Annotated in this window: 19 protein-coding genes; 11 read left to right on the top strand and 8 right to left on the bottom strand. The window is 35.2% G+C overall.

From position 1 onward, the window contains the following. Positions 1-10: 10 nt before the first annotated feature. On the bottom strand, positions 11-808 hold the full coding sequence (locus PFY10_17480; protein ID WBV55996.1) for a hypothetical protein: 798 nt from the start codon (positions 806-808) through the stop codon (positions 11-13). Positions 809-1,008: 200 nt separating this feature from the next. On the opposite strand from PFY10_17480, the gene glgP reads away from it, so the two are divergent. Continuing rightward, a complete protein-coding gene (gene glgP, locus PFY10_17475) occupies positions 1,009-2,667 on the top strand; it encodes an alpha-glucan family phosphorylase (protein ID WBV55995.1) in 1,659 nt (552 codons plus the stop codon). A gap of 109 nt (positions 2,668-2,776) precedes the next feature. On the opposite strand, the gene PFY10_17470 is transcribed toward glgP, so the two are convergent. Next, complete coding sequence (locus tag PFY10_17470; protein WBV55994.1) at positions 2,777-2,962, bottom strand: DUF6496 domain-containing protein; 186 nt, start codon at positions 2,960-2,962, stop codon at positions 2,777-2,779. Positions 2,963-2,974: 12 nt separating this feature from the next. Then, the gene (locus PFY10_17465) at positions 2,975-3,448 is read right to left on the bottom strand and encodes a hypothetical protein (GenBank protein ID WBV55993.1); all 474 of its coding nucleotides are present in this window, start codon (positions 3,446-3,448) and stop codon (positions 2,975-2,977) included. Positions 3,449-3,568: 120 nt separating this feature from the next. Between PFY10_17465 and PFY10_17460 the strand changes: the two genes are divergently transcribed. The 6 genes from PFY10_17460 (at position 3,569) to recG (ending at position 13,754) form a co-directional block, all read left to right on the top strand. Further along, positions 3,569-5,698, top strand: a complete 2,130-nt coding sequence (locus PFY10_17460; GenBank protein WBV55992.1) for a S9 family peptidase — start codon at positions 3,569-3,571, stop codon at positions 5,696-5,698. 146 nt (positions 5,699-5,844) lie between these two features. After that, positions 5,845-7,500 carry a peptide MFS transporter gene (locus tag PFY10_17455; protein ID WBV55991.1) on the top strand — a complete coding sequence of 552 codons (1,656 nt, stop codon included), beginning with the start codon at positions 5,845-5,847 and terminating at the stop codon, positions 7,498-7,500. Positions 7,501-7,633: 133 nt separating this feature from the next. Further along, a complete protein-coding gene (locus tag PFY10_17450) occupies positions 7,634-9,388 on the top strand; it encodes a peptide MFS transporter (GenBank protein ID WBV55990.1) in 1,755 nt (584 codons plus the stop codon). A gap of 104 nt (positions 9,389-9,492) precedes the next feature. Beyond that, complete coding sequence (locus tag PFY10_17445; protein ID WBV55989.1) at positions 9,493-10,965, top strand: peptide MFS transporter; 1,473 nt, start codon at positions 9,493-9,495, stop codon at positions 10,963-10,965. 45 nt (positions 10,966-11,010) lie between these two features. Then, positions 11,011-11,544, top strand: coding sequence for a thioredoxin family protein (locus PFY10_17440; GenBank protein WBV55988.1), 534 nt, complete (start codon positions 11,011-11,013; stop codon positions 11,542-11,544). 125 nt (positions 11,545-11,669) lie between these two features. Beyond that, positions 11,670-13,754 (top strand): ATP-dependent DNA helicase RecG, encoded by a 2,085-nt coding sequence (recG, locus tag PFY10_17435; GenBank protein WBV55987.1) that lies wholly within the window; start codon positions 11,670-11,672, stop codon positions 13,752-13,754. Positions 13,755-14,347: 593 nt separating this feature from the next. Here the strand turns inward: recG and PFY10_17430 are convergent. From PFY10_17430 to dapA, 4 genes are all read right to left on the bottom strand, one after another. After that, positions 14,348-14,794, bottom strand: a complete 447-nt coding sequence (locus PFY10_17430) for a response regulator (GenBank protein WBV55986.1) — start codon at positions 14,792-14,794, stop codon at positions 14,348-14,350. Beyond that, on the bottom strand, positions 14,787-15,368 hold the full coding sequence (locus PFY10_17425; protein WBV55985.1) for a helix-turn-helix transcriptional regulator: 582 nt from the start codon (positions 15,366-15,368) through the stop codon (positions 14,787-14,789). Before PFY10_17425 ends, PFY10_17430 begins: the two co-directional genes overlap by 8 nt. A 291-nt stretch (positions 15,369-15,659) precedes the next feature. Further along, positions 15,660-16,166 carry a GNAT family N-acetyltransferase gene (locus tag PFY10_17420; protein ID WBV55984.1) on the bottom strand — a complete coding sequence of 169 codons (507 nt, stop codon included), beginning with the start codon at positions 16,164-16,166 and terminating at the stop codon, positions 15,660-15,662. Between the two features lie 106 nt (positions 16,167-16,272). Then, positions 16,273-17,145 carry a 4-hydroxy-tetrahydrodipicolinate synthase gene (gene dapA / locus PFY10_17415; protein ID WBV55983.1) on the bottom strand — a complete coding sequence of 291 codons (873 nt, stop codon included), beginning with the start codon at positions 17,143-17,145 and terminating at the stop codon, positions 16,273-16,275. Between the two features lie 107 nt (positions 17,146-17,252). Here dapA and PFY10_17410 point away from each other — a divergent pair, with 107 nt between their 5' ends. Genes PFY10_17410 through recO form a run of 4 tightly spaced genes read left to right on the top strand, consistent with a single transcriptional unit; the run spans position 17,253 to position 21,913 of the window. Next, a complete protein-coding gene (locus PFY10_17410) occupies positions 17,253-18,008 on the top strand; it encodes a 5'-nucleotidase (protein WBV55982.1) in 756 nt (251 codons plus the stop codon). Then, on the top strand, positions 18,008-18,958 hold the full coding sequence (locus tag PFY10_17405) for a metallophosphatase (GenBank protein WBV55981.1): 951 nt from the start codon (positions 18,008-18,010) through the stop codon (positions 18,956-18,958). Before PFY10_17410 ends, PFY10_17405 begins: the two co-directional genes overlap by 1 nt. 1 nt (position 18,959) lies before the next feature. After that, positions 18,960-21,227, top strand: coding sequence for a hypothetical protein (locus tag PFY10_17400; GenBank protein ID WBV55980.1), 2,268 nt, complete (start codon positions 18,960-18,962; stop codon positions 21,225-21,227). Next, a complete protein-coding gene (recO, locus tag PFY10_17395; GenBank protein ID WBV55979.1) occupies positions 21,227-21,913 on the top strand; it encodes a DNA repair protein RecO in 687 nt (228 codons plus the stop codon). Before PFY10_17400 ends, recO begins: the two co-directional genes overlap by 1 nt. Before the next feature lie 136 nt (positions 21,914-22,049). Here recO and PFY10_17390 read toward each other — a convergent pair whose 3' ends face one another. Next, positions 22,050-24,704, bottom strand: coding sequence for a glucosidase (locus tag PFY10_17390; GenBank protein ID WBV55978.1), 2,655 nt, complete (start codon positions 24,702-24,704; stop codon positions 22,050-22,052). Positions 24,705-24,712: the final 8 nt, after the last annotated feature.

Below are 24,712 nucleotides of genomic sequence, written 5' to 3'. Positions count from 1 at the left end.
TATTAAAGAATTATTTTATACTTGTCAAATTCCCACATAAATTCTCAAGATGGAAAATTTTGTGAAAAGGACTTTTGACTTCATTCAGATGTTCTTTATCCTGAATAAAGGTATATCGCGATGCAATAGAATTCATATCTGAAACGATCACAAGCCAGCATTCGTCTACTGAAGTGTCGTAATAAGGAAATTTTTCATTCTTTTTCTCAATCAGTTCAAGTATTTTATCCGAGCATAATTCATCAAATAAATTCATACTGTATTCATGTGTAATAAATACATTTCTACGATGAAAAGACTTCCTGATTTTTTTAACGCAGCCTACCGGTTTGTTTTTCTTTATGCTCTTACAGATGGCAAGAATACTTTCCTGCTGTTCCTCGGGATTATCAAACCTGAAATCCGAATGAAATTCTAAAAAATAAACACCACGATATTTCGTAGTGTCTTCTTGTTCTAATAATATTTCAGCCTGACGGAAAATCTTGTTAAGATTACTTTCTATCTTCTTCATTTCCAAATGATTGATAACCTCAGTGAGTTCTATTCCAATTTTTTTATCATTTAAATTAGCGATAAAGTCGGGACTTTCACAGGTAAGGTTTTCAAATTTAACATCAGGAAAATGATGCATAAAAGAATTTAACAGTAAAATTTCTGATTTTTTCTTATACTTTTCGCGGTCATGAAGCTGAGATTCGTCTATTTTACGATGATACTTTTCTATCGGCTTTTTTTTCAAATGTCGATTCAGGTAATATAAGCTTAGATTCTTGATTAAATCTTCATCGGAAAACACCTTTTTCATGACTGCCTTTTTATTAATGGTTAATAAAACATGGAACCTAAAGTTTCATCTGAGAAGTTTTTGATTATCAAAAAATTACACTTAAAGGTAAGCAAAAAAACTATTCAACAGATATTTTTAAAAATAAATTGTCAAATAATTAATGTATAGTTTACTTTCATATTCAATACCTTTGGCTTTTAAATACAAAATTGTGATACATGGATTTTAAAAACTTTAAAATACCTTTTAATACCAATCCCCAATATTCAAAAAAAGTTGCCTATTTTTCAATGGAATTTGCCATTGAACAGGTTTTAAAAATATATTCCGGAGGACTTGGCTTTTTAGCCGGTTCACACATGAGAAGCGCCTATAATTTAAAGCAGGATTTTATAGGAATAGGAATACTCTGGAAATTCGGATACTATGATCAGGCAAGAAACCACGATCAGACACTACAGCCGGTATGGACAAAAAAAATGTATAGTTTTTTGGAAGATACCGGAATAAAATTCCAAATTGAAATCCACAGCGCTCCTGTTTGGGTGAAAGTATGGTATCTGGATCCTGAAATTTTCCATACCGCCCCTATGTTTTTTCTATCAACAGATGTACCGGAAAATGACCACGTTTCAAAAACAATCTGTCATAAACTATATGATGCCAATGAATCGACAAAGCTGGCTCAATATATTTTATTGGGAAAAGGAGGTGCCCAATTACTGGACGAAATGAATCTGGAAAGAGATATTTATCATCTGAATGAAGCACATGCCCTACCCGCTGCATTTTATTTATTAAGAAAATACAATGGAGATTTAAGCAAAGTAAAAGAGAAACTTGTTTTCACAACGCACACTCCTGAAGAAGCGGGAAATGAAAAACATAATCTGAAATTATGTTATGACATGTCTTATTTTTCAGGCTTTAGTATGGAAGAAGCCAAAAGCATAGAAGGAGTAGATGATGAACGTTTCAATCATTCTCTTTGTGCATTAAAAATGGCTAAAGTTGCCAATGGTGTTTCACAACTTCACGGTGTGGTTTCCAGAGCAATGTGGAGTAAATATCCCGGAATTTGCGAAATCAAATCAATCACCAATGCACAGGAATTTAAATACTGGGCAGATAAGCGCCTCTACAACTCCAAAGATGAAAGAGACGATCAGGCATTTGATTACCGTAAAAAATATTTAAAAAAGAGACTCTTTAAAATCGTTGCCGATCAAACAGGAAATCTTTTCAATCCAAACATTTTTACTATAGTCTGGGCAAGGAGATTTGCCGGTTATAAACGTGCTGATCTGCTTTTGCACGATAAGGACAGATTTTACAAGTTATTGAATAATCCTGAACATCCTGTTCAGATAATTTGGGCAGGGAAACCCTATCCAATGGATTATTCTGCCATTTCTACATTCAATACACTGGTAGAAGAAAGTAAAAATCATAAAAACATGGCTGTCCTTACAGGTTATGAACTTTCTTTAAGCAAATCACTAAAACAGGGTTCGGACCTATGGCTGAATAATCCCAGGGTTCCAAGAGAAGCTTCAGGAACTTCCGGAATGACTGCTGCTATGAATGGTTCTGTAAATCTTTCGACAGATGACGGCTGGATTCCTGAATTTGCAAGACACGGACAAAACTCTTTTGTCGTTCAAAAAGCAGATTACCTGAATATGAGCATTTATGAACAGGATAATTATGATTTAAACCAGTTATATGAAATCCTGGAAAACCAGATCCTTCCAACCTACTACGACAATGCAGATAGCTGGAGGAAAATACAGTACAATGCCATGGATGATGTTAAGCATCAGTTTAACAGCGATAGAATGGCTGATGAATACTATAGCATGCTGTATAATTATTAGGGTGAAATTGCTGAATTGAGAAATTTAAAAAATTGAGAACCTTATAATTTTTAGGTCAATATTATAAATAAAAGCTGCCGGAGAATTCTCCGGCAGCTTTTATTTTAAGTTAGTCTTTTTTCTTTTTAGGGACTTTCAAGCCTTTCTCTCTTGCCTCAGAAATTCCGATTGCAACAGCTTGTTTCTTACTTGTCACTTTTTTTCCAGAAGAAGATTTTAATTTACCCTCTTTGAATTCGTGCATTACTTTTCCTACTTTTTCCTGAGCTTTATCTGAATATTTTGTCTTGCTCATGATGCTATTTTTTTAAGATTTTGGCAGGGATACCCCTATTTCATAAACTTCAGCGTGTTTCAAATATTTTGAACGCTCTCTTGAAGTAACCGATTCCAAACGATCATTTTTGATCACAATAATCGGATCTTCTGCATTTTCAATTTCAAAATTGGCTAAATATCTTTCGTCAGGAGCATCCTGACGCATCTTAGCTTTTATTTTCTGCAGATCGTCTGCGTATTTTCTGAATCCCGGATCTGAGGAATGGATAAATTTATATTCATCACCTGCATATACATAATAATGTAATTTTTTTTCAATAAGCCCTGCTTCATCTGAAATCTGCGGATTATCATTTCCATCTTTAAAGCTTACTTCCACTAAAGTTCCGCCCTTTTTCTGTGCACATGCTTCAGCATCTTTAAAGCTCGAAAAACCCGTATACACTATTTGATCATTCAAAACGTAACGATTTAATTTCTGATTGAATGCATTCGTTTCCATAATTATTATTTTAGCTTGATTTGTAATAATACATTCAATTTTTTTGCCAAAGCCTTATATTAAAAAGCTTTTTTGTGCGTTTGATAAAATTATTATCTTTGAATCTGTTTAAAATTAGAAATGAAAAAAATCCTATTAAGTCTTGGTGTTGCCATAGCTCTTCAAAATCTATCTGCACAAGAAATCACATTAGATAAAATATATTCAGGATATTACCGTGGGAAAGGCATTGCCGGAATTACTTCCATGAAAAACGGAGAAAACTACTTGGTTATTGAGCAAGGCGGTATCGCAAAATATTCTTATAAAAATTCTCAAAAAGAAGGTAATATAGTAGACGGGCAGTTTGAAAGCTATGAGTTTTCCGATGATGAATCCAAAATTCTTTTGCTTAAAGAAAGACAGCCTATTTATAGACATTCGTTTTTAGGGAAATTTGAAGTTAAAGACCTTAAATCAGGGAAAATCATTTCTGTTAATGAAGGGAAACCCGTTCAGGAGCCCAGGTTTTCACCGGATGCATCTAAACTGGCATTTATTGCAGACAATAACCTGTTTTTTCAGGATCTGAATTCCGGAAAAATCACTCAGATAACGACGGACGGAAAGAAAAACTCAATTATCAATGGACTTGCTGACTGGGTATATGAAGAAGAATTCGGACATGCAAGACAGTATGAATGGACCAAAAATTCGGATGCCATTGTTTTCATAAAATCAGATGAAAGCCAGGTTCCGGAAATTTATATTCCTATTTATGGTAAAACTCTTTATCCGACAGAAATGCGTTATAAATATCCAAAAGCCGGAGAAAAGAATTCTGTTGTATCAGCTCAATTATACCGTCTTGATTCAGGAAAAACAATGCCCCTAAATCTTGGATCCTTCAAGAATTATTATATCCCCAATGTATTTCAGACAGCAAAACCTGACGAAATGGTTTTGATTACTTCAGAAAGAATACAAAACGCTTCTGATGTTTTAAAAGTTAATACAAAAACCGGTGCTGTTCAAAAATTATTTACAGAAACAGATGATAAGTGGATTGATACGGACAGTCCAACATTGGAATTCCTGGAGGATGATTCTTTCCTTTGGGGATCAGAAAGAGACGGGCACCGTCACCTATATTGGTATGACAAAGATGGTAAACTGAAGAAGCAGGTTACAAAAGGAAACTGGGAGGTAACTGATTATTATGGCTACAATCCAAAATCTAAAGAAATCTATGTTCAGACCACTGAAAAAGGAAGTATTAACAAGGTAGTATCCAAAATCAATATTGAGAATGGGAAATCACAGCTGATCTCCAATACAGAAGGAAATAACTCTGCTAATTTCAGCAAAAACTATAATTATTTCATTGAAACCTCCTCCTCTGTTTCAAAGCCTTATACTTTTGTACTTAAGGACGGTAATGGTAAAACAGTAAAAGAACTTCAGAACAATAACGACCAGCTTCAAAAATTACAAGCAGATAATTTTGCCGTGAAGGAATTCATTACCATTCCAAATAATGCAGGTGATCAGATGAATGCATGGATCATAAAACCTAAAAACTTTGATCCGAATAAAAAATATCCTTTATTTATGTTCCAATACTCCGGGCCCGGTTCTCAGCAGGTTTCTAATTCTTGGGATCAAGGAAATACCTTGTGGTTCAATCATTTGGTTCAGAAAGGATATATTGTAGCGTGTGTAGACGGACGTGGTACTGGTTACAAGGGAGCTCAATATAAAAAGGTAACATATATGAACCTCGGAAAATATGAAATTGAAGACCAGATTACCGCTGCGAAATGGTTTGGAAATCAATCTTATATTGATAAAAGCAGAATCGGAATGTTCGGATGGAGCTTTGGTGGATATATGACAAGTTTAGCTATGACAAAAGGAGCCGACGTCTTCAAAGCAGGAATTGCTGTTGCTCCGGTTACCAACTGGAGGTATTATGATTCTGTTTATACGGAAAGATTCATGAGAACTCCACAGGAAAATGCTGACGGTTATGATAAAAATTCTCCAACAGAATACTCTAAACTGCTCAAAGGTAAATTTCTACTAATCCATGGTACTGCCGATGATAATGTACATTTTCAGAATTCTATGGAATTCTCGGAGGCCTTGATCCAAAACAAAAAGCAATTTGATTTCATGGCATATCCTGATAAAAACCACGGAATTAGTGGCGGACAAACAAGACCTCAGCTCTATCAAAAAATGACGGATTTCATCCTTAATAATTTATAATCCATCGTTAAAAATATTTATTAAACCTTCTGATTTACGTTAGAAGGTTTTTTAATATTCATTTCATTTATCGTTTTTCTAAAGAGTAATTTATTTTATCAATTAAAATTAAAAACTTATTTTTGGGAAATTTGAAATTTGTATAGATGAAGACTAAACATCCTAAAGGCCTGCCTTTTCTATTTTTTACCGAAATGTGGGAAAGGTTCGGGTACTACTTGATTCTCGGAATTTTTGTTTTGTATGTTATTGAACCTACCGGTTTAAAAGGAGGTCTGGGATTACCGGACAAAACCGCTGACGATATTTTCGGGACCTATATTGCACTTACCTATCTAACCCCGTTTATTGGAGGTTTCTTGGCAGACAGGGTTTTGGGATATATCAAATCTATTTATCTGGGAGGAATTCTGATGGCTGCTGGATATATAGGAATGGGTGTTTTCAAGGATCTCCCTTTATTCTACACTTCTCTGGCACTTATTATCATAGGAAACGGTTTTTTTAAACCAACCATTTCTACCCTTCTCGGAAATCTGTATTCTGAAGAACCTTATAAAGCCAATAAGGACTCTGGTTACAATATTTTCTATATGGGGATCAACATAGGAGCATTTATCTGCAATATTATTGCTGCTTTCATGCGTAACAAATTTGGTTGGGGTGAAGCTTTCATTACGGCCGGAGTAGGAATGCTTATCGGTATGGTTATTTTTACCATTGGGAGGAAGCACTATATCCACGCAGCTCAGATGAAACCTGTTCAGGAAGGAGATACTAAGCTTTCGGAAATCTTAATTAAGGTTTTTTTACCGGCTATTATTGCCGGAGCCATCGGATGGTTTATTCCGGGTAATATATTTGGAAGCGATAGCACCGATGCATTTATTTTTGCATGTATTCCTGTCATCTATTTTTATGGATCACTTTATTTTAAAGCAAAACCGGAAGAAAAAACGGCTATCGGAGCATTATTATCTGTTTTTATGATCAGTATGTTTTTCTGGGCAGTTTTTAAACAGAACGGAACCGCTTTAACAAGATGGGCGAATTATTATACCGATCGAAGTGTTCCCGCAGCCATAGAAAAACCTTTAGAGAATATCTATATGGTAGATGGTAAAAGTTATGAGGACAAAGAAGTTCCTGTTTATGACAATCAATTCCAGTCACAGAAAGATAAAGACGGAAATACAATTAAAGTGCAGGGGAAAGATGTTTATTTTAAAAATATATCTTCTGAACAACGTGCAGAATTAGAGAAAAATCCAAATAATAAGGTTTATTTATACAACACTGAATTATTTCAATCCATAAACCCTTTCTGGGTTATTGCTTTAACCCCTCTGATCGTAGGCTTTTGGGCAATATTACGAAGAAAAGGAAAAGAGCCGCTTACTCCTACAAAAATTGTTTTAGGCTTATTCATCTCCGCATTATCCTGCCTGGTAATGGTATTGGCAGTAATGGCCGGAGATAACGGAGCTGTAAAAGTTTCTCCATGGTGGCTTGTTGCCGGTTATGGAGTGATTACAGTAGGAGAACTCTGCCTTTCCCCAATGGGACTTTCTTTTGTTTCAAAGCTTTCTCCTGCAAGAATTACAGCATTGATGATGGGTGGTTTTTTCCTTGCCAACTCAGTAGGAAATAAGTTATCAGGAATATTGGCAAGTACGTGGTACAGCTATGATAACAAGATGAATTATTTCCTGGTTAACTTTGCTTTATTGATTTTTGCTACGCTTTTAGGGCTTTCAATGCTTAAAAGATTAAACAGGATCATGAAAGAAAAAGGGCATTAATTAACCCTTTTTAATAAATAATAAAAGCTGTAGAATTGATCTACAGCTTTTTTATTTAAATATAAAATTAAAATCTTGCCAAAAACTCAAAAAAAACTATATTTGCTAGTCTTAACAAAAATTAACAATAAGAATGGATAATATTGAAGCATTAAGTCCGAAACCGGATGAACTTGTAGAGAATAAGAGCTCCAGACATCCCAAAGGATTATGGGTTCTTTTCGGAACAGAAATGTGGGAGCGTTTCAACTTTTATGGGATGAGAGCACTTTTAACGCTCTTTATGGTAAACTCCCTATTGATAAAAGAAGCTGATGCAGCGATCATTTACGGTGGATTTTTAGCTTTGTGTTATTTAACACCTCTTTTAGGAGGATTTATTGCTGATAAATATATTGGTAACAGATACGCCATTATTATTGGTGGATCCTTAATGGCCATTGGTCAGTTTTTACTGTTCATAAGTGCCTCCACTTTTTCTGCTGATATCGGAAGTGCCAAGCTTATCATGTGGCTTGCCTTGTTCATTATCATTTTTGGTAACGGTTTCTTTAAACCGAATATCTCCTCAATGGTTGGAAGCCTTTATCCCAAGCAGGAAAAATCAAAGCTGGACTCTGCCTTTACTATTTTCTACATGGGAATCAATATCGGAGCATTCCTTGGGCAATTTATCTGTCCATACGTTGGGGATGTTAAAGATGCAGCAACAGGGGTAAGAGATATTTTCGCCTTCAAATGGGGATTCCTTGCAGCTTCTATTGCCATGATTATCGGAACTGTAACATTCTTCATCCTTAAAAACAAATATGTGGTGACTCCGGAAGGAAGACCTATCGGAGGATTACCAAAACATAATACAAGTGCAGATTTTGAAGAAGGGGAAACCCAAACGGCTAAATTCTCAGGTCCGTCATTAGGAATAACGGGGCTTATATTTGTCGTTTTATTTTTTGCTTTCAGATATCTTCTTGTAGGAGAATTTGGATTCAATTCAGTAGAGATGGGACAACTTATCAAAGGAATTATCTATCCTTTCATCTATGCGGCAGGTATCGCTTTAGCATTCCTGATTATGACTTCTGCTGAAAATAAAGTGGAAAGACAGAGAATCTGGGTAATTTATATCGTATCATTTTTTATTATTTTCTTCTGGGCCGCTTTTGAGCAGGCAGGTTCTTCCCTGACGTTCATTGCGGATAACCAGACAGACAGGAATATTTTAGGCTGGAATATGCCTCCTTCCATGGTTCAGATCTTCAACGGGATCTTTGTTGTTATACTTGCCGTTCCGTTCAGTTTGATCTGGGACAAATTAAGAGCCAAAGGAAAAGAACCTGTATCTCCGTTCAAGCAAGCTATGGGATTGGCATTAATTGCGCTTTCTTATTTCATTATTGCCCACAATGTAAAAGATCTTGGAAGCTCAGGTTTGTTAGCAATCAAATGGTTGATGCTATTGTATTTCATCCAGACATGCGGTGAGCTTTGCCTTTCTCCTATTGGTTTATCACTAGTAGGTAAGTTAGCTCCAAAAAGATTCGCTTCATTACTATACGGGGTTTTCTTTATCTCCAATGCAGCAGGTTATGCTTTAGCAGGTTCGTTAGGAGCTCTTATTCCTGCAACAGGTGATAAATTTAAAAAAGCGGAGGAAATCGGAGTAAACCTTCAGGATGTTTTAGATAAAAAAGTAACTTTAACAGCTGATCAAATAGCTGCTTTTGATAAAGCCCAGCTCCCATTACACAATCCTACATTTGCCGGATTTGAAATTCACAACCTGTTTCAATTCTTCATGGTATTCGTAGTACTTTGCGGTATTGCTGCGGTAATTTTAGGTTTAATTTCACCTATTTTAAAGAAAATGATGCACGGTGTAAAGTAGTTGCATTAATAAAATACTATAAAACCTCTGCTTTGTCAGAGGTTTTTTTATAAATTAGCACGCCGTTTCAAAATGAAACCGCTTTTCGTTTATTTTCATTTACTATGTATACATTAGAAGAAATACAAGATTTTAAAGGCAAGTATCCTAAACAGCTTTGGACGCTATTCACAGTAGAAATGTGGGAGCGTTTTTGTTTTTACGGGATGCGCGGAGTTCTTACCATTTTTATGGTGGACCAATTGGGCTTATTGGAAGATAAAGCCAATTTACAATATGGAGCAATACAGGCCTTCATTTATGCATTCACCTTTATCGGGGGAATTTTTGCAGACAAGATCCTGGGATTTAAAAGATCATTGGTTTTTGGCGGACTTATCATGTCCATTGGTAATCTTATTATTGCCTTTTCGCCCCATGATTTCTTTTATTTCGGAATTACCTGTTCAATCATTGGTACCGGTTTTTTCAAACCTAATATTTCTTCGATGGTAGGAGAACTTTACAAGGAGGATGACCCAAGAAGGGATGCAGGATATGGATTATTTTATGCAGGTATTAATATTGGTGGGTTACTTGGGGGTGGCTTATGTGTTTATCTGGGGAAATATTATTCATGGTCATGGTGTTTCCTTGCAGCTGCCGTTGTAATGATTTTAGGCTTGATTACATTTTTTGCGACAAAGAAAACCTTAGGCCCTATCGGAGATTCTCCATTACAGGCTCTTCCACAATCCAAAAGAACGACTCGTGAAGTGTTGGTTTATATCGGAGCGTTGCTAAGTATGCCGCTTATTTTTATCATGGTCAAGAATACTGATTATACCGATTATTTTATGTACCTGATAGGAATTGTTGCGGTCGGATATTTTATCATAGAAACATTAAAACAAACCACACCTTATCAGAAAAAGCTTGTTGCCGCATTCATATTCATCTTCATGTACTTTGTCTTCAACTCTATTTATGAGCAAAGCGGAGGTTCTTTATCTTTATTTGCAAAAGATAATCTTGTACATAAGCTTTTAGGCTTTGGTATGGATCCTAATGTTATTAATAATAGTGCCAATTCATTTTTCATTATCATTTTCAGTCCATTGATCGGGCTGGCATGGATTGGTTTAAATAAAAGAAAATTAGAGCCTAATACCATCAACAAATTCGGGATTGGATTTTTATTCCTTGCAGCCGGATTCTTTTTATTTTATAGTTTAAGATATTTTGCGGGTGCTGATGGAAAATCTTCACTTAATCTGTTTACCTTTACCTGGCTGGTCATTACTTTCGGAGAATTATGTTTGGGGCCGATCGGAATGTCTATTATCACAAAACTATCACCAAAGAAAATGTTCGGAATGATGATGGGATTGTGGTTTCTGGCAAGTGCATTCGGACAGTTTGCAGCCGGTAAAATCGGAGCAAGTTTTTCGGAGGCCAATACCGGCAATACCAACATGAGTAAACTTATTGCTTATACCGACGGATATAAAACTCTGGGAATCTATGCATTGATAGCTGGTGTGGTATTAATTTTGATGTCCAAGCTTGTGAGAAAATTAATGCAAGACGTAAAATAAAATATAAGCTTATTATGCTTAATTTTATTAATAATTTAAAATTATATGAAAAAAATTCTAAGCATAATAAGTTTGTTTTTGTTTACCCTGAGCTTCGCACAAGTCAAATGGATGACTATTGAAGAAGCCCTGAAGGCTCAGAAACAAAATCCTAAAAAAATTCTTATTGATTTTTATGCCGACTGGTGTGGTCCATGCAAAATTATGGACAAAAAGACATTTGGTCATCCAGTAATTGAGCAGATCCTGAATGAAAACTATTATCCGGTGAAGTTCAATGCAGAAGAGAAAAAAGATATTGAAATTTTCGGGAGAACATTTTCCAATCACACCGTTGAACATAAAAAAGGAAAAAATTCACTCCATGAATTCACACAATATATGAACGTTGCGGCAGTTCCCAGCACTGTTTTTCTGGATGAGAAAGGAGGACCCATCACTATTCTTCAGGGTGAACTTTCAGCTATAGAGCTTGAGCCTTACCTGGAATTTATTTCAAAGGATATGTATAAAAAAATCAAAACTCGGGAACAGTGGGAAGATTACCAGAAAAAGTTTAAATCCAAAATAAAAAACTAGTTTGGGATTTCCAAATTAATAATTAAGGCTTCCAATTTTTTGGAAGTTTTTTTTATTTTACCGAAATTCGGACTTTTATTTTTTCATTTACTATCGCGGATCAGAAACCTGTATCCAAGCTAAAATTGAATCTAGAAACCTCTATAGAATACGTTAAAGGAATCGGTCCTGAAAAAGCTAAACTCATTAAAAGTGTGTTGGGAATTTCTACTGTGGAAGATTTGCTTAACTTCTATCCTATCCGGTATCTGGATAAAAATAAAGTGTATAAAATTTCTCATCTTCAGGAAAACAATCTGGAGATTCAGCTAAAAGGAAAAATTACCCATGTTCAGGAAATTCAAACCGGAAAAACCAAAAGGCTCTCCGCCAAATTCAATGATGAAACCGGAACAATGGATCTTGTATGGTTCCAATATTCAAAATGGCTGAAAGAGCAGCTTCCCATCAACAGGGAAGTTTATATTTTCGGAAAGATCAATCTTTTTAACAGTCAGTTTTCAATGCCACATCCGGAAATTGAAATTGAAGAAAAAAGAGAAAATGATAATCGCCTGAGACCAATTTATCCAAGCTCTGAAAAGCTGACAAAACGTGGTTTAAACCAAAAATATTTTCAAACAATTCTCAGAAATATCTGCAAAGAGATCCCCAATCTTATTGAGGAAAACCTACCGGATTACCTGATAAAATCCTTTAAATTCTTATCAAGGCAACATACTTTTTTAAATATCCATTTTCCACAGAGTATGGAATATTTTGAAAAGGCCGATCAGCGGTTGAAATTTGAAGAATCATTTTTCTTTCAGCTAGGCTATGTTTTAAAGAAAATTCATCATAAAAGCCAGGCGTTCGGCAATCCATTTCCTATTGTGGGAGACTACTTTACCGGTTTTTATGAAAACCATCTTCCTTTTGAGCTTACCAATGCCCAAAAACGTGTTTTAAAAGAAATACGCTTAGATATGAAGAAACCGATACAGATGAACAGGCTTCTTCAGGGAGATGTAGGCTCAGGAAAAACGATGGTTGCTTTGCTTACTATGCTTATTGCAATGGATAACGGCTTTCAAAGTTGTATGATGGCACCTACTGAAATCCTTGCCCAACAGCATTATAACGGAATAAAAGAATTGCTGGAAAAAACAGATATTAATGTCCGGCTTTTAACCGGTTCCACAAAGGCTTCTGAAAGGAAAATCATTCATCAGGAGCTTGAAAACGGAGAGCTGTCTATTTTAGTAGGCACTCATGCCGTACTTGAGGATAAGGTTAAGTTTAAAAATCTCGGGCTTGCCATTATAGATGAGCAACATCGGTTTGGTGTTGCACAACGGGCAAAACTTTGGGCAAAAAACAAAATTCCGCCACACATTCTTGTTATGACAGCCACTCCTATTCCGAGAACCCTGGCTATGAGCTTTTACTCGGACTTGGATGTTTCTGTGATTGATGAAATGCCCGTAGGTAGAAAACCGATTATAACAGCTCATAGAAGAGAAAAAGACAGAACCTATGTTTATAATTTCTGTAGAGATGAAATAAAAAAAGGCAGGCAGGTCTATTTTGTATATCCGCTGATAGAAGAGTCTGAAACTTTAGATTATAAAAATTTAATGGAAGGTTTGGATCATGTTATGAACTCTTTTCCGGATTATAATGTGAGTATGCTTCATGGAAGGATGAAGCCGGATGAAAAAGACGCAGCCATGAATTATTTTGCATCCGGGAAAACAGAAATTATGGTTGCAACGACAGTAATTGAAGTGGGTGTGAACGTTCCCAATGCCTCAGTAATGGTTATAGAGAGCGCTGAGAGGTTTGGTTTGTCGCAGCTCCATCAGCTAAGAGGACGCGTGGGCCGCGGAGCGGAACAAAGCTATTGCATTCTCATGACTTCAGATAAACTATCAACTGAAAGCAGAACCCGCATCAGGACAATGACAGAAACCAATGATGGATTTAAAATCTCAGAAGTAGATATGCAATTACGCGGACCCGGTGATATTTTAGGTACTCAGCAAAGTGGTGTTGTAGATTTTAAAAGACTTGAACTGGTAAAAGATTCCGGGATTATAAAAACAACAAAGAAAACAGTTGAAAAGATTCTTGAAAAAGATCCCCTGCTTGGTCTTGCGGAACATCAGATTATTAAAAACTACTATCTGAAATACTATAAAGGGAAAAATAAATGGAGCAAAATATCATAAAAAAACCGCAAAAAGAAAAAGATCTTTCCGCGGCCCCCTTATAAAACTGTTATTTAGAAGAAATTATTCTCGTGGTAAAAAATTTATTTAGTAGAATGCTTATTATTCTGTAATTTGATGTGGAGTGAAAATATTTATAGCATTTGCATTTTTATTTTAAGCCACTACTAAATAAATTTTGAAAAAACAAAATGAATTATGTTTCCAACTTACTTATTATAAAAACTAACTGTGTTTGTCGAAAGGATTTTAAAAGAAACGACTATAATATCCCCCGACGCTTGAGTTTTCATGATTGTACCGTTTTGTTTAAAGATCTTCTACGCTTAACATTGGAACTGAATAATCCATTTTGTTTTACTAACATCGTGATTAACATTTTTTACTTTCAAGATTTGAAAAATAATTATTTATATTAATTACTTTTATGATTAATTTGTGTTAGCACGTTTCTTGTACAAATTTCATCAATTGTTATTAATAACTATTTATATTATTATATTTAATAGTTATAAAATTTTCACCTATTGGTGAGTATTATATAATATGTCTTTTTTTATTCCTGAATTAAAATCCAGAAACATCAATGTTTATCATACTTTCAGGATAAGATTATCCTTATTGAGTCCTGATGTGTGGTATTGCCAATTTAGAGTCACTACCTCGGAAATTACCCTTTTCAGGTCTTTATAATTATCTGGTTTTTTTATATAAATATTTGCACCTTTTACAAAAATCCTTTCGACTTCTTCTTCTGACAATGTATCACAATATACCCCTGTGACCATACTGTTCAACCTCACATCTTTTTTAATCTCTTCCAGACATTCCAGCATCCCTTTTTTTGGAATGGTGTAGTTCATCAGCAGCACTTCCGGAATAAGAGCCTCCGCATTATTTAAATATTTCATCAAATCCTCACCATTGGAAAACGACTGCACCTTTACTGTTATTTTAAGATCTTTAAGTATACTTTTAAATAGAATAATATTGCCTTCGTCATTATCAACAAGTATGGTATTTAAATATTCTTTATTCATAAAGCATTTTATTAGTAACAGCCACAGTCTGCTCTTTTCTCCTTTTGATAATAATTTTCTGAAACTGGGAAGGAGTAATACCCGTTGTATTTTTAAATTGTGTACTGAGATGAGCAACACTGGAGTAGTTCAGCTTATGTGCAATCTCCGTAAGGTTAAGTTTATTTGTAATAATCAGCTCCTTGGCATATTCTATCTTCTGTAGAATAATAAAGTTTTCTATAGATGTATATGCGACTTCTGAAAAAAGATTGGAAAGATATCCGTAGCTATGATTCAATTTTTCAGCAATGTAAATAGACGCTTTAACAGCAACAATATCTTTTGAGAAAACCAATTCTACGATTGCATCTTTTATTTTCTGGAGTAATGCAATCTTCTGGCTCTCGATAATTTCGATGCCATAATCTTCAAGATTCTTTTTGAAATTATTGTGCTGTTCCTGAGTAAATGCTTCATAAAATTCAACTTCCCCAAAATTCAGCAAACGGTATTTCAAACCCTGTTCTTTAAGCTTTTCATCCAACACTTTTTTACAAAGAGCATTGAAATCAAATTTCACATACATTTTCATCCTAGTACAAGTGTGTTAATTATTTTGTAAATATAAACTTTTATTTCATATAAATGTGAAATAGGTTAATAAAGTTAAAATAATTTTCATAAACGCAAAAAACTCCTGCATTAAAGAATACAGGAATTTAAACACTAAGGATGAAAAAAATATACTGATAAAAGCCAATACAGCTTAAAACCAAGTATATGAACGTATTATTTTTGAAGTGATTTGGTTCTTTGCAAATATCACAATTATAACCAAGTCACCCGTTATAGAATTATCAGATATTGTTACACAATTATAAGTCTATTGTTCGTGAATTATAAATTCCATGAGATAATCGTCCATCACGAAACCATTCCCAATATCAAATACTCCTTCATCGTAAATTTTGTATCCCTGAGATTCGTAAAATTGTCTTGCGGCATTAAATTTATTTACATTTAAGATTATTCTGCTATCTCCAGCTTCAAGTGTTTTGTCTGCCAAAAAAGCGAGTGCTTTTTTCCCAAATCCTTTTCCTTTACTCTCGGGAACCAAATAAATCCTGTGGAGTTTTGTTGTTTGATCTCCGTAGGCATTTTCGTAGCCTATAAATCCTTCAAAAGAGTTACTTTCTCCATCTTTAATAAGATAATAATGATAATGAGGGTGCTGCAAATGCCCTGCAATCTCTTCTGTAGAATACATTGTACCCAACATATACTCCATCTGTTCAGCCGAAAGTATTTCTGCATAGGCATTTTCCCATGATCTTCTGGCTAAATCCTGAATTAAAGGAATGTCATTTTCTGTTGCTTTTACTAATTCCATAATTTTATCATTAAAAAAAGTGAAAGGCACGAACCTTTCACTTTATGTTATTTAATTTATTGACAGATAACGTAACCGCATATTTATTTTTAACGTCTTACGTATCTTAAATATTCGCCATTTCAGCTTTTATTTTCGCGTAAAGTCCTTCTGATGCTGCTACGAGAGGAAGTCTTAAATAATTTTTAATAATTCCTTTTTCTGTCAAAATCACTTTAATTCCACATGGATTTCCTTCGGCAAAAATCAATCTTGTGATTTCCACAAGTTTGTTATGAATTTCATAAGCTTCTTTTACTTTTCCATCCAAAGCTAACTGAATCATAGTAGAAAACTCTTTTGGATATGCTTGTCCTATAACGGAAATAACTCCTTCACCCCCTGCCAAAGTTACAGGCAATGCATATTCATCATCTCCCGATACTAATGCAAAACCTTCAGGCTTCTTTCTTAAAATATCGAAATATTGAAGAATGTTTGGAGCGGCTTCCTTAATTAAGAATAAATTAGGAAATTCTTTAGCCAATCGAATCGTAGTATCTGCCTCTATATTTTGTCCTGTTCGGGAAGGCACGTTATAGATAATGATCTTTTTTCCTGTAGAAGCCAGAGCTTTATAGTGCTGATAAAGCCCCTCCTGATTAGGTTTATTATAATAAGGAGAAACTGATAAAACTGCTTCAAATGATGAAAGATCCGTTTCTTCAATTTGTTTTTTTACCTCAAGAGTATTGTTCCCTCCAATTCCCAGAACCAAAGGAAGGCGTTTACTATTTACCTTAATGATATGATCTGTAACCTGTTTCTTCTCCTCTGCAGAAAGTGTTGCAGCTTCCGCTGTAGTTCCTAAAACAACTAAATAACTGGTTCCGTTTTCAATGTTATATTCAACAAGTTTTGTTAAACTATCAAAATCAACGGATAAATCTTCATTAAAGGGTGTTACCAAAGCCACACCTACTCCTTTTAAAATGCTCATCTGTTAGAATTATTTTTGTCAAATTTAATAATTTCGACTAAGAATTTATAATAAATAATAATGTTTTATTCTACATATAATTATATTTGCATATACTAAAAGAAATTATGAAAAATAAATTCTTATTGCTGGGAATTGCCTTGGTTTCGCTTACTTCTTGTAAAACAATTCCTTTACAGGTAGCAAATGTGGAAACACAAAAGAATATTTCCATTAATAAAGATCTGAAGAATGATGAGGCTTTTGTAAAAGTTATTGAACCTTATAAACAAAAACTGGATCGGGAAATGAATCAAAAAATTTCCCATACGAACACAGATCTTACCAAACAAGGTGATAACAGCAATCTGGGAAATCTTTTAGCTGATTATACTTTTGAAGGAGCCAATGAATGGGCAAAGTCACACCTGCAAAAGAATGTTGACGCTGCCCTCATCAATATAGGAGGTATTCGCACTTCCATTGGCAAGGGTGATATTTTACTCAAAAATGTATACGAAGTGATGCCATTCGAAAATGAAGTGGTCATTGTTAAAATGAAGGGATGCGACTTGCAGGGTTTGTTCGAATACTATGCAAAAAATGAGGTCAATAATCCGGTTTCTCACTTGTATATAGAAACTCAAAACGGCAAACCATCCAAAACTTTAATTGACGGAAAAACCATTAATTCAAGTCAGGATTATTATATTGCAACTTCTGATTATTTGGCATTAGGAGGTGATAACATGAATTTCTTTGCAAAAGGGGAATCAATTTCTACGGGAATTAAAATGAGAGATCTTTTTATTGATTGTTTTAAGAAAAACCCGCAGATTGTTCCCAATACAGATGTTCGTTTAAATTTTATCGGTAAGAAATAATGGATAGAAAAAGATTTATAAAAACAATTGGTGGCGGGACTATGGCAATGGCTTTAGCTCCCAATATGATGATGGCTGAAGATTTCGGACTGAGTACCTTATCTTCAACAAATAAACTTACTATTCTTCATACCAATGATCAGCACAGCAGAATAGAACCTTTTGATGAAAGTTATACAAAAAATCCTAATCAGGGAGGTTTTGCAAGAAGAGCAAGTTTAATACAGCAAATCAGAAGTAAAGAAAACAATGTATTGCTTCTTGACTCGGGAGATATATTCCAGGGAACACCATACTTTAATTTCTTTGGCGGCGAACTTGAATTCAAATTAATGTCCATGATGAAATATGATGCTTCTACCATGGGGAATCATGATTTTGATAATGGATTACAGGGGTTTCTGAATGTTTTGCCTAATGCACAGTTTCCATTCATCTGCTCGAATTATGATTTTAAAAATACAGTTTTAGATGGTAAAACATCTCCCTATAAAATCTTCAATAAAAACGGAATCAAAGTAGGGATTTTCGGATTAGGCATTCAATTGGAGGGGCTAGTGGGTAAAAAACAATATCAGGAAACCGTATATTCGAATCCGATTGAAGTTGCACAACATTATTCAAACTTTTTGAAAAATGAACAAAAATGTGATCTTGTAATTTGCTTATCACATATTGGCTACGATTACAAAGGAGAGCCCGATAAGGTAAGTGATAAGATACTGGCTGCAAGTACAGAAAATATCGATCTGATTTTAGGAGGACATACCCATACATTTTTACCGGAACCCCAAACCTTTAAAAACCGTCAAGGAAAAAATGTCCTGGTAAATCAGGTGGGATGGGCAGGACTTCTTTTAGGCAGAATAGATTTCCATTTTGACAATAACAAAAACGTACAACATATCTCCTGGAATAATCAGGTAATAGATAGCAGTATAATAGCATAATATGAAAAAACTCTCCATAATTTCCCTTGGTATTTTAGCATGCTTTCAAATGGCTAATGCTCAGGTTATCTCTTCAAAAAAATGGGCGGATATATTCTCCTACAACAATGTTATCTCCATGAAAGAAGATAATGGGAAAATAATTGCAGCTGCAGAAAACGGGCTATTCTATTATACCATCTCGACAGGTGAAATTACGAAGTTATCCAAAGCAAACGGCCTTCATGAAGTAGGTATTTCCGCTTTTGATTACAATGCTCAAACCAAGATCGGACTTATTGGTTATCAAAACGGCTCCTTGGATATTGTTACTCCGGAAGGTGTTACTTATGTTGTAGATATCCCCATTGCTACAGGATACAACGGAAGCAAAAAAATCAATCATATATCAATTACAGGAGATAAGGCTGTTATTTCAGTTGGCTATGGACTCTCTATTTTTGATCTCAGAAAAAAAGAGTTTAACGATTCTGCTTTTTTTCTTTCAGGAGGTGTATACGAAGCGAGTAATGAAGCAACTATCGTAGATAATAAGGTATATTCTGTAACGAATACTGGTTTAAAGAGCCATGAAATGAATACGACTTTTCCGGTATTTTCTACCTGGACAACTGATGTTCCGGGAACATTTACCCAAATCGATTCTGATCCTGTTATTAGCTTTTCTTCTGCAACTACAGCATACATCTTTAATAATGGTGTCTCTACTCCACTATCACAGACTTTTGGAAAAGTACAGGATATCGTAGTAAGTTCAAATGGCATTATTGTTACCGATCAGAGTAGGATTTACACTTTCAATACCAACGGAAACTATGTTGGGACAGCGAGTGTAGGAGAAGAATGTAATACCGCCATAAGGACAGGTTCGAAGATATATGGAGGAACTATTCTTTCGGGAATTAAAGATGAAACCAATAATGCATTTAAACCGGATGGTCCCTATTTCAACTATGCTTATAAACTTAATTTATATGGTGAAAACCGAATTTTAGTTTCAACCGGAGGTAGAGAAGCAAGATTCAACACTCCTATAAGTAATCCTAGAAACCCCGGTTTCTACTACTTTAACGGAATGCAATGGATATATTCATCTTATTTTATAGGACAAACACAGTCATTTAATATTTTAGATGCTGTAGCCGATCCGAGCAATTTGGATGAAGTCTATTTCACCAATTATGTATATGGAGGACAGGGTATTTACAAAATGAAATACAACAGCACGAATAAAGATTTTGATTTTACAAAATATTACAGCTTATCACCACCTAATAACTTTGCCTATAGACCTGTAGGCTTAACTTATGATGATCAAAATAACTTATTTGCTACTGTAGGTTTTATGGATAATGGATCTATGGCTATAGTTCCGTATGATAAAACTGCTGACAATTTTATTATAAAGGAAGTAGCAGGTCTGAGCCACGGTGTGCAGAAAGCTCTATATTATGAAAATCTTTTATGGGTACCGATCCCAAGGACGAACAACTTTTTAGTATATGATTATAAAAAGACTCCAACAAACGTATCTGATGACACCGCTTATATCCTGACTCAAGCCAGCGGATTTCCAACCAATTCAGGAGGAACGGTTTCTGTCGCCATTGATAAAGCCGGAGATGCGTGGATAGGTTCTGACACAGGGTTACGAGTTTTATCCAATGCGGTAACAGCCATTAAAGAACCCAATCCTACTGTAAACCCTATTATCATTGAGCAGAATAATCTAGGTGAGGAGCTTTTCCGTGATTCTCAAATTCTACAAATAGAAGTAGATGCAGGAGATTATAAATGGATTTCAGTAGATGGTGGAGGAGTATATTATCTGTCTTCAGATGGACAAAGAACCATAAAGCATTTTACAAAGGAAAATTCACCATTGCCTACGAACAGCATCACTGATATTAAAGTAGACAGAAAAACAGGAAAGGTATATTTTGCTTCTTACAACGGAATTGTAACCTACCAGGGAGATGTAGCAGATGTAACTTCGGGCTTCGGAAATGTAGTGGTGTATCCAAACCCTGTGGTATACTCTAATTTCAAAGGAAAAGTTACAATCAAAGGTCTGGCGGAAAAAACAAACATAAGAATAACTGATGTTGCAGGAAACGTCATTCACTCGGCAGTAGCAAGAGGTGGTTATTATGAATGGGACCTTAATAATCAGCGAGGAACCAGAGTAGCATCAGGTATCTATTTTGTCTTAATGACCAATGAAGATGGTTCTGATAAAGCGACCGCCAAAATAGCTGTGGTTAATTAATGAATTCACAAAAAGGATTTTTACTTTCATTTATCAAATACGGGGAAAATGATGCGGTTCTTCATTGCTTTACAGAAGAGGAAGGCTTTCAGACTTTTTTCCTGAAGGGTATTTACTCCAAAAGAAATAAGAAAAAAGCATTATTGCTTCCGTTAAACCAACTTAATTTTTCCATTCCTGTAGGAAAAAGTAGCGGAATACCGTCCGTTACCAGATTCGAGTTGGTAAAAAACAACGATATGTATACCGATATAAAGATCAATACTGTAGTTTTCTTTATTTCAGATTTTCTTAATCAGATCCTGAGAAATGAACATAAAAATTCCAATCTTTATTTTTCCATTGACGAGTTTGTTGATGAACTCTCTCTAAAGAATTATCAATCCCATTTGATTTTTTTAATTAAAATTTTAAAAATCCAGGGTGTAGCACCCCTACTCGACAATCACCAGTATCTGGATCCGGAAACAGGAACTTTTTCACCTCAACCGGCTCATCAATTATTCAGCCATGAGATCTCAGCCGCTTGGAAATCTATTATTTCTTCACAGAATCCTTATGAATTAAAAATTCATTCAGCATTAAGAAAGGATCTCCTGGATAGTATATTGGTTTATTACCATTACCATATTACAGACTTTAAGATTCCAACTTCCCTGGAAGTGATCCAGCAGATATTTGAGTAAATAAATTACACAATCATGAGTTCATTCTTATTATGGTTGTCATCGGTTTATGTTGTAAGGTAGCTGAATTGTGAAATTGTATTTAATACATTATTATTCTGCTCGCTTGCTTTTTAGCCAATTGCTCCCAGCTCAACTATTTCGTTTCTTCCGGCATTTCCGTTTGAGATTCCGCTATTTCCTTTTTGGAGAATTTTGGTTGAAGAATTTTAGATATCAGTCCGGTCCATCCTGTCTGATGAGAAGCTCCTACTCCACGCCCTGTATCACCGTGGAAATATTCATAAAAAAGAATGTAATCCTTAAAATCAGGATCTGTCTGAAACCTTGGATACTGTGAATTGACGGGCCGATTTCCATTTTCATCTTTAAGGAATATTTTTGCGAGTCTTTTACTTAGAGCATCTGCAATCTCCTCAAGATTAGAATAATTTCCACTGCCAGTAGGATATTCTACCATAAAATCAGGACTATAATAAAAGAAAAAACTTTGAAGACTCTCAATAATCAGAAAATTAATAGGAAACCAGATAGGACCTCTCCAGTTACTATTTCCACCAAAAAGCCCACTATCACTTTCTGCAGGTGTATATTTTACAGAATAATCAACCCCATTGAGATTAATTGTATAAGGATTTTTTTCATATACTTTGGATAGGGCGCGCACACCATAATCACTTAAAAACTCGTTTGGATCCAGCATCCTGTTGAGGAGCCTCTTTAAGCGATGTCCTCTCAGCAGGGAAAGCAAATGCTTTGAATCCTGTCCCTTCACTTCCCAGTGCGAAACAAGAGCTGCCAGTTCGGGTTTGTTTTCCAATACCCAATGCATCCTCTTTTTAAAATTAGGAAGTTTTTCAATCACCTCATCGTCAATTACCTCAACCGCAAACATAGGAATGAGTCCCACTATTGTCCTTAATTTAAGATACATATGATTTCCATCACTGGAAGAAATAGCATCATAAAAGAACTCATCTTCTTCGTCCCAGAGGCCAAAGTTTTCGTCACCCATATTATCAAGAGAATGGGCGATAGAAAGGAAATGTTCAAAGAATTTCATTGCCATCTCTTCATAAACCCTGTTATAGAGAGCCAGTTCTAAGGCAATTCTCATCATATTGAGTGCGAACATCGCCATCCAACTGGTTCCATCCGCCTGTTCCAGCTGTTCTCCATTCGGGAGCGTACTGTTTCTGTCGAAAACGCCTATATTATCAAGTCCTAAAAATCCGCCTTCAAAAATATTATTCCCGTTGTTATCCTTTTTATTTACCCACCATGTAAAGTTCATCAATAGCTTCTGGAAAGCACTTTCCAGAAATTCAAGATCAGGCTTATCCTTCAGATATTCATCGATTTTAAAAACTTTAAAAACCGCCCAGGCATGAACGGGTGGGTTTACATCACCGAAATCCCACTCATAGGCAGGTAACTGCCCGTTAGGATGCATATACCATTCGAACAGGAACAACTTTAACTGATATTTAGCAAAATCGGGATCAATCAATGAAAAACTTATGGCATGAAATGCCAGATCCCAGGTTGCATACCATGGATATTCCCATTTATCAGGCATCGAAATGATATGTTCATTATTCAGGTGTTTCCAATCGTAATTTCTTATTCTCCCACGGGATTTAGGTGGAGGCATTTCTGCAGGATCACCTTTCAGCCACTTTTCAACATTATAATGATAATACATTTTATTCCACAACAAGCCTGCAAATGCCTGCCTCTGAATCAGCTTTTCATCATCAGACCGGATTCCTTTCTGGATGTCATTATAAAAATCATCAGATTCTTTTTTTCTTGAATTGAAAATTTCTTCAAAATCCTGAAATGGTTCTGATAATTCTTTATCGGAGAGCCGAAACTCAAAGGTCTTTGTTTCTCCTGCTTTAAAATCATCTTCAATATAAAAAGAGGCTTTTGTTCCCTTATTCTCCGAATTTATGGCCGATAAATTCTGATTAATGATAAAGTCATTAATTCCGTCCTTACAGTATTTTGATTTATTAGCCGAACGATATATCCGTTCATTATTGGTCTCATTATCACAAAACAATGTTTTCCGGGATTGTTTGGAATAGATATTTCTGACCTCAAGATCCTTATGCTCAATTTTAATCTTTGAAAATTCTTTTGAGCTTAGCAGAGGCTTATAATCATCATATCCCCAACTCCAGGTATTCCTAAACCAAAGTGTTGGTAAGATGATAAGCGGAGCTTCATTTTCAGATTTATTGGTAACCGTTACTAATATTAAAATGTCATTTGCCCCTTCTTTAGCATATTCAATGAAGATATCGAAGTATTCGTTTCTTTCAAAAATACCGGTATCTATCAATTCATATTCATCTTCATTTTTACTTCTTCCTGCATTGATGTTTAGCAGATCTTCATATGGAAAAGCATTCTGAGGATATTTATAAAGCATTTTCATGTAGGAATGGGTAGGTGTGGAATCGAGGTAATAGAAATATTCTTTAACATCTTCACCGTGATTTCCCTGGCCGTTTGAAAGACCAAAGAAACGCTCCTTTATCATCTTATCTTTTTTATTCCAGAACCCTATGGAAAACACCAATTTCTGCCAGTCATCACAAATCCCGCAAATTCCTTCTTCTCCCCAACGATATGCCTTCGCTTCAGCAATATCATGATTGGTATAATTCCAGGCATCTCCATTCGCACTATAATCTTCACGTACCAATCCCCATTCCCTATTGCTTACATAAGGACCCCATTTTTTCCATTGTATATCAGAAAGTCTCTGCTTTTCTGTCATATATGTAG

The organism is Chryseobacterium daecheongense, assembly GCA_027920525.1.
Classification (GTDB): domain Bacteria; phylum Bacteroidota; class Bacteroidia; order Flavobacteriales; family Weeksellaceae; genus Chryseobacterium; species Chryseobacterium proteolyticum.
This window is presented reverse-complemented; position numbering and strand designations above follow the sequence as displayed.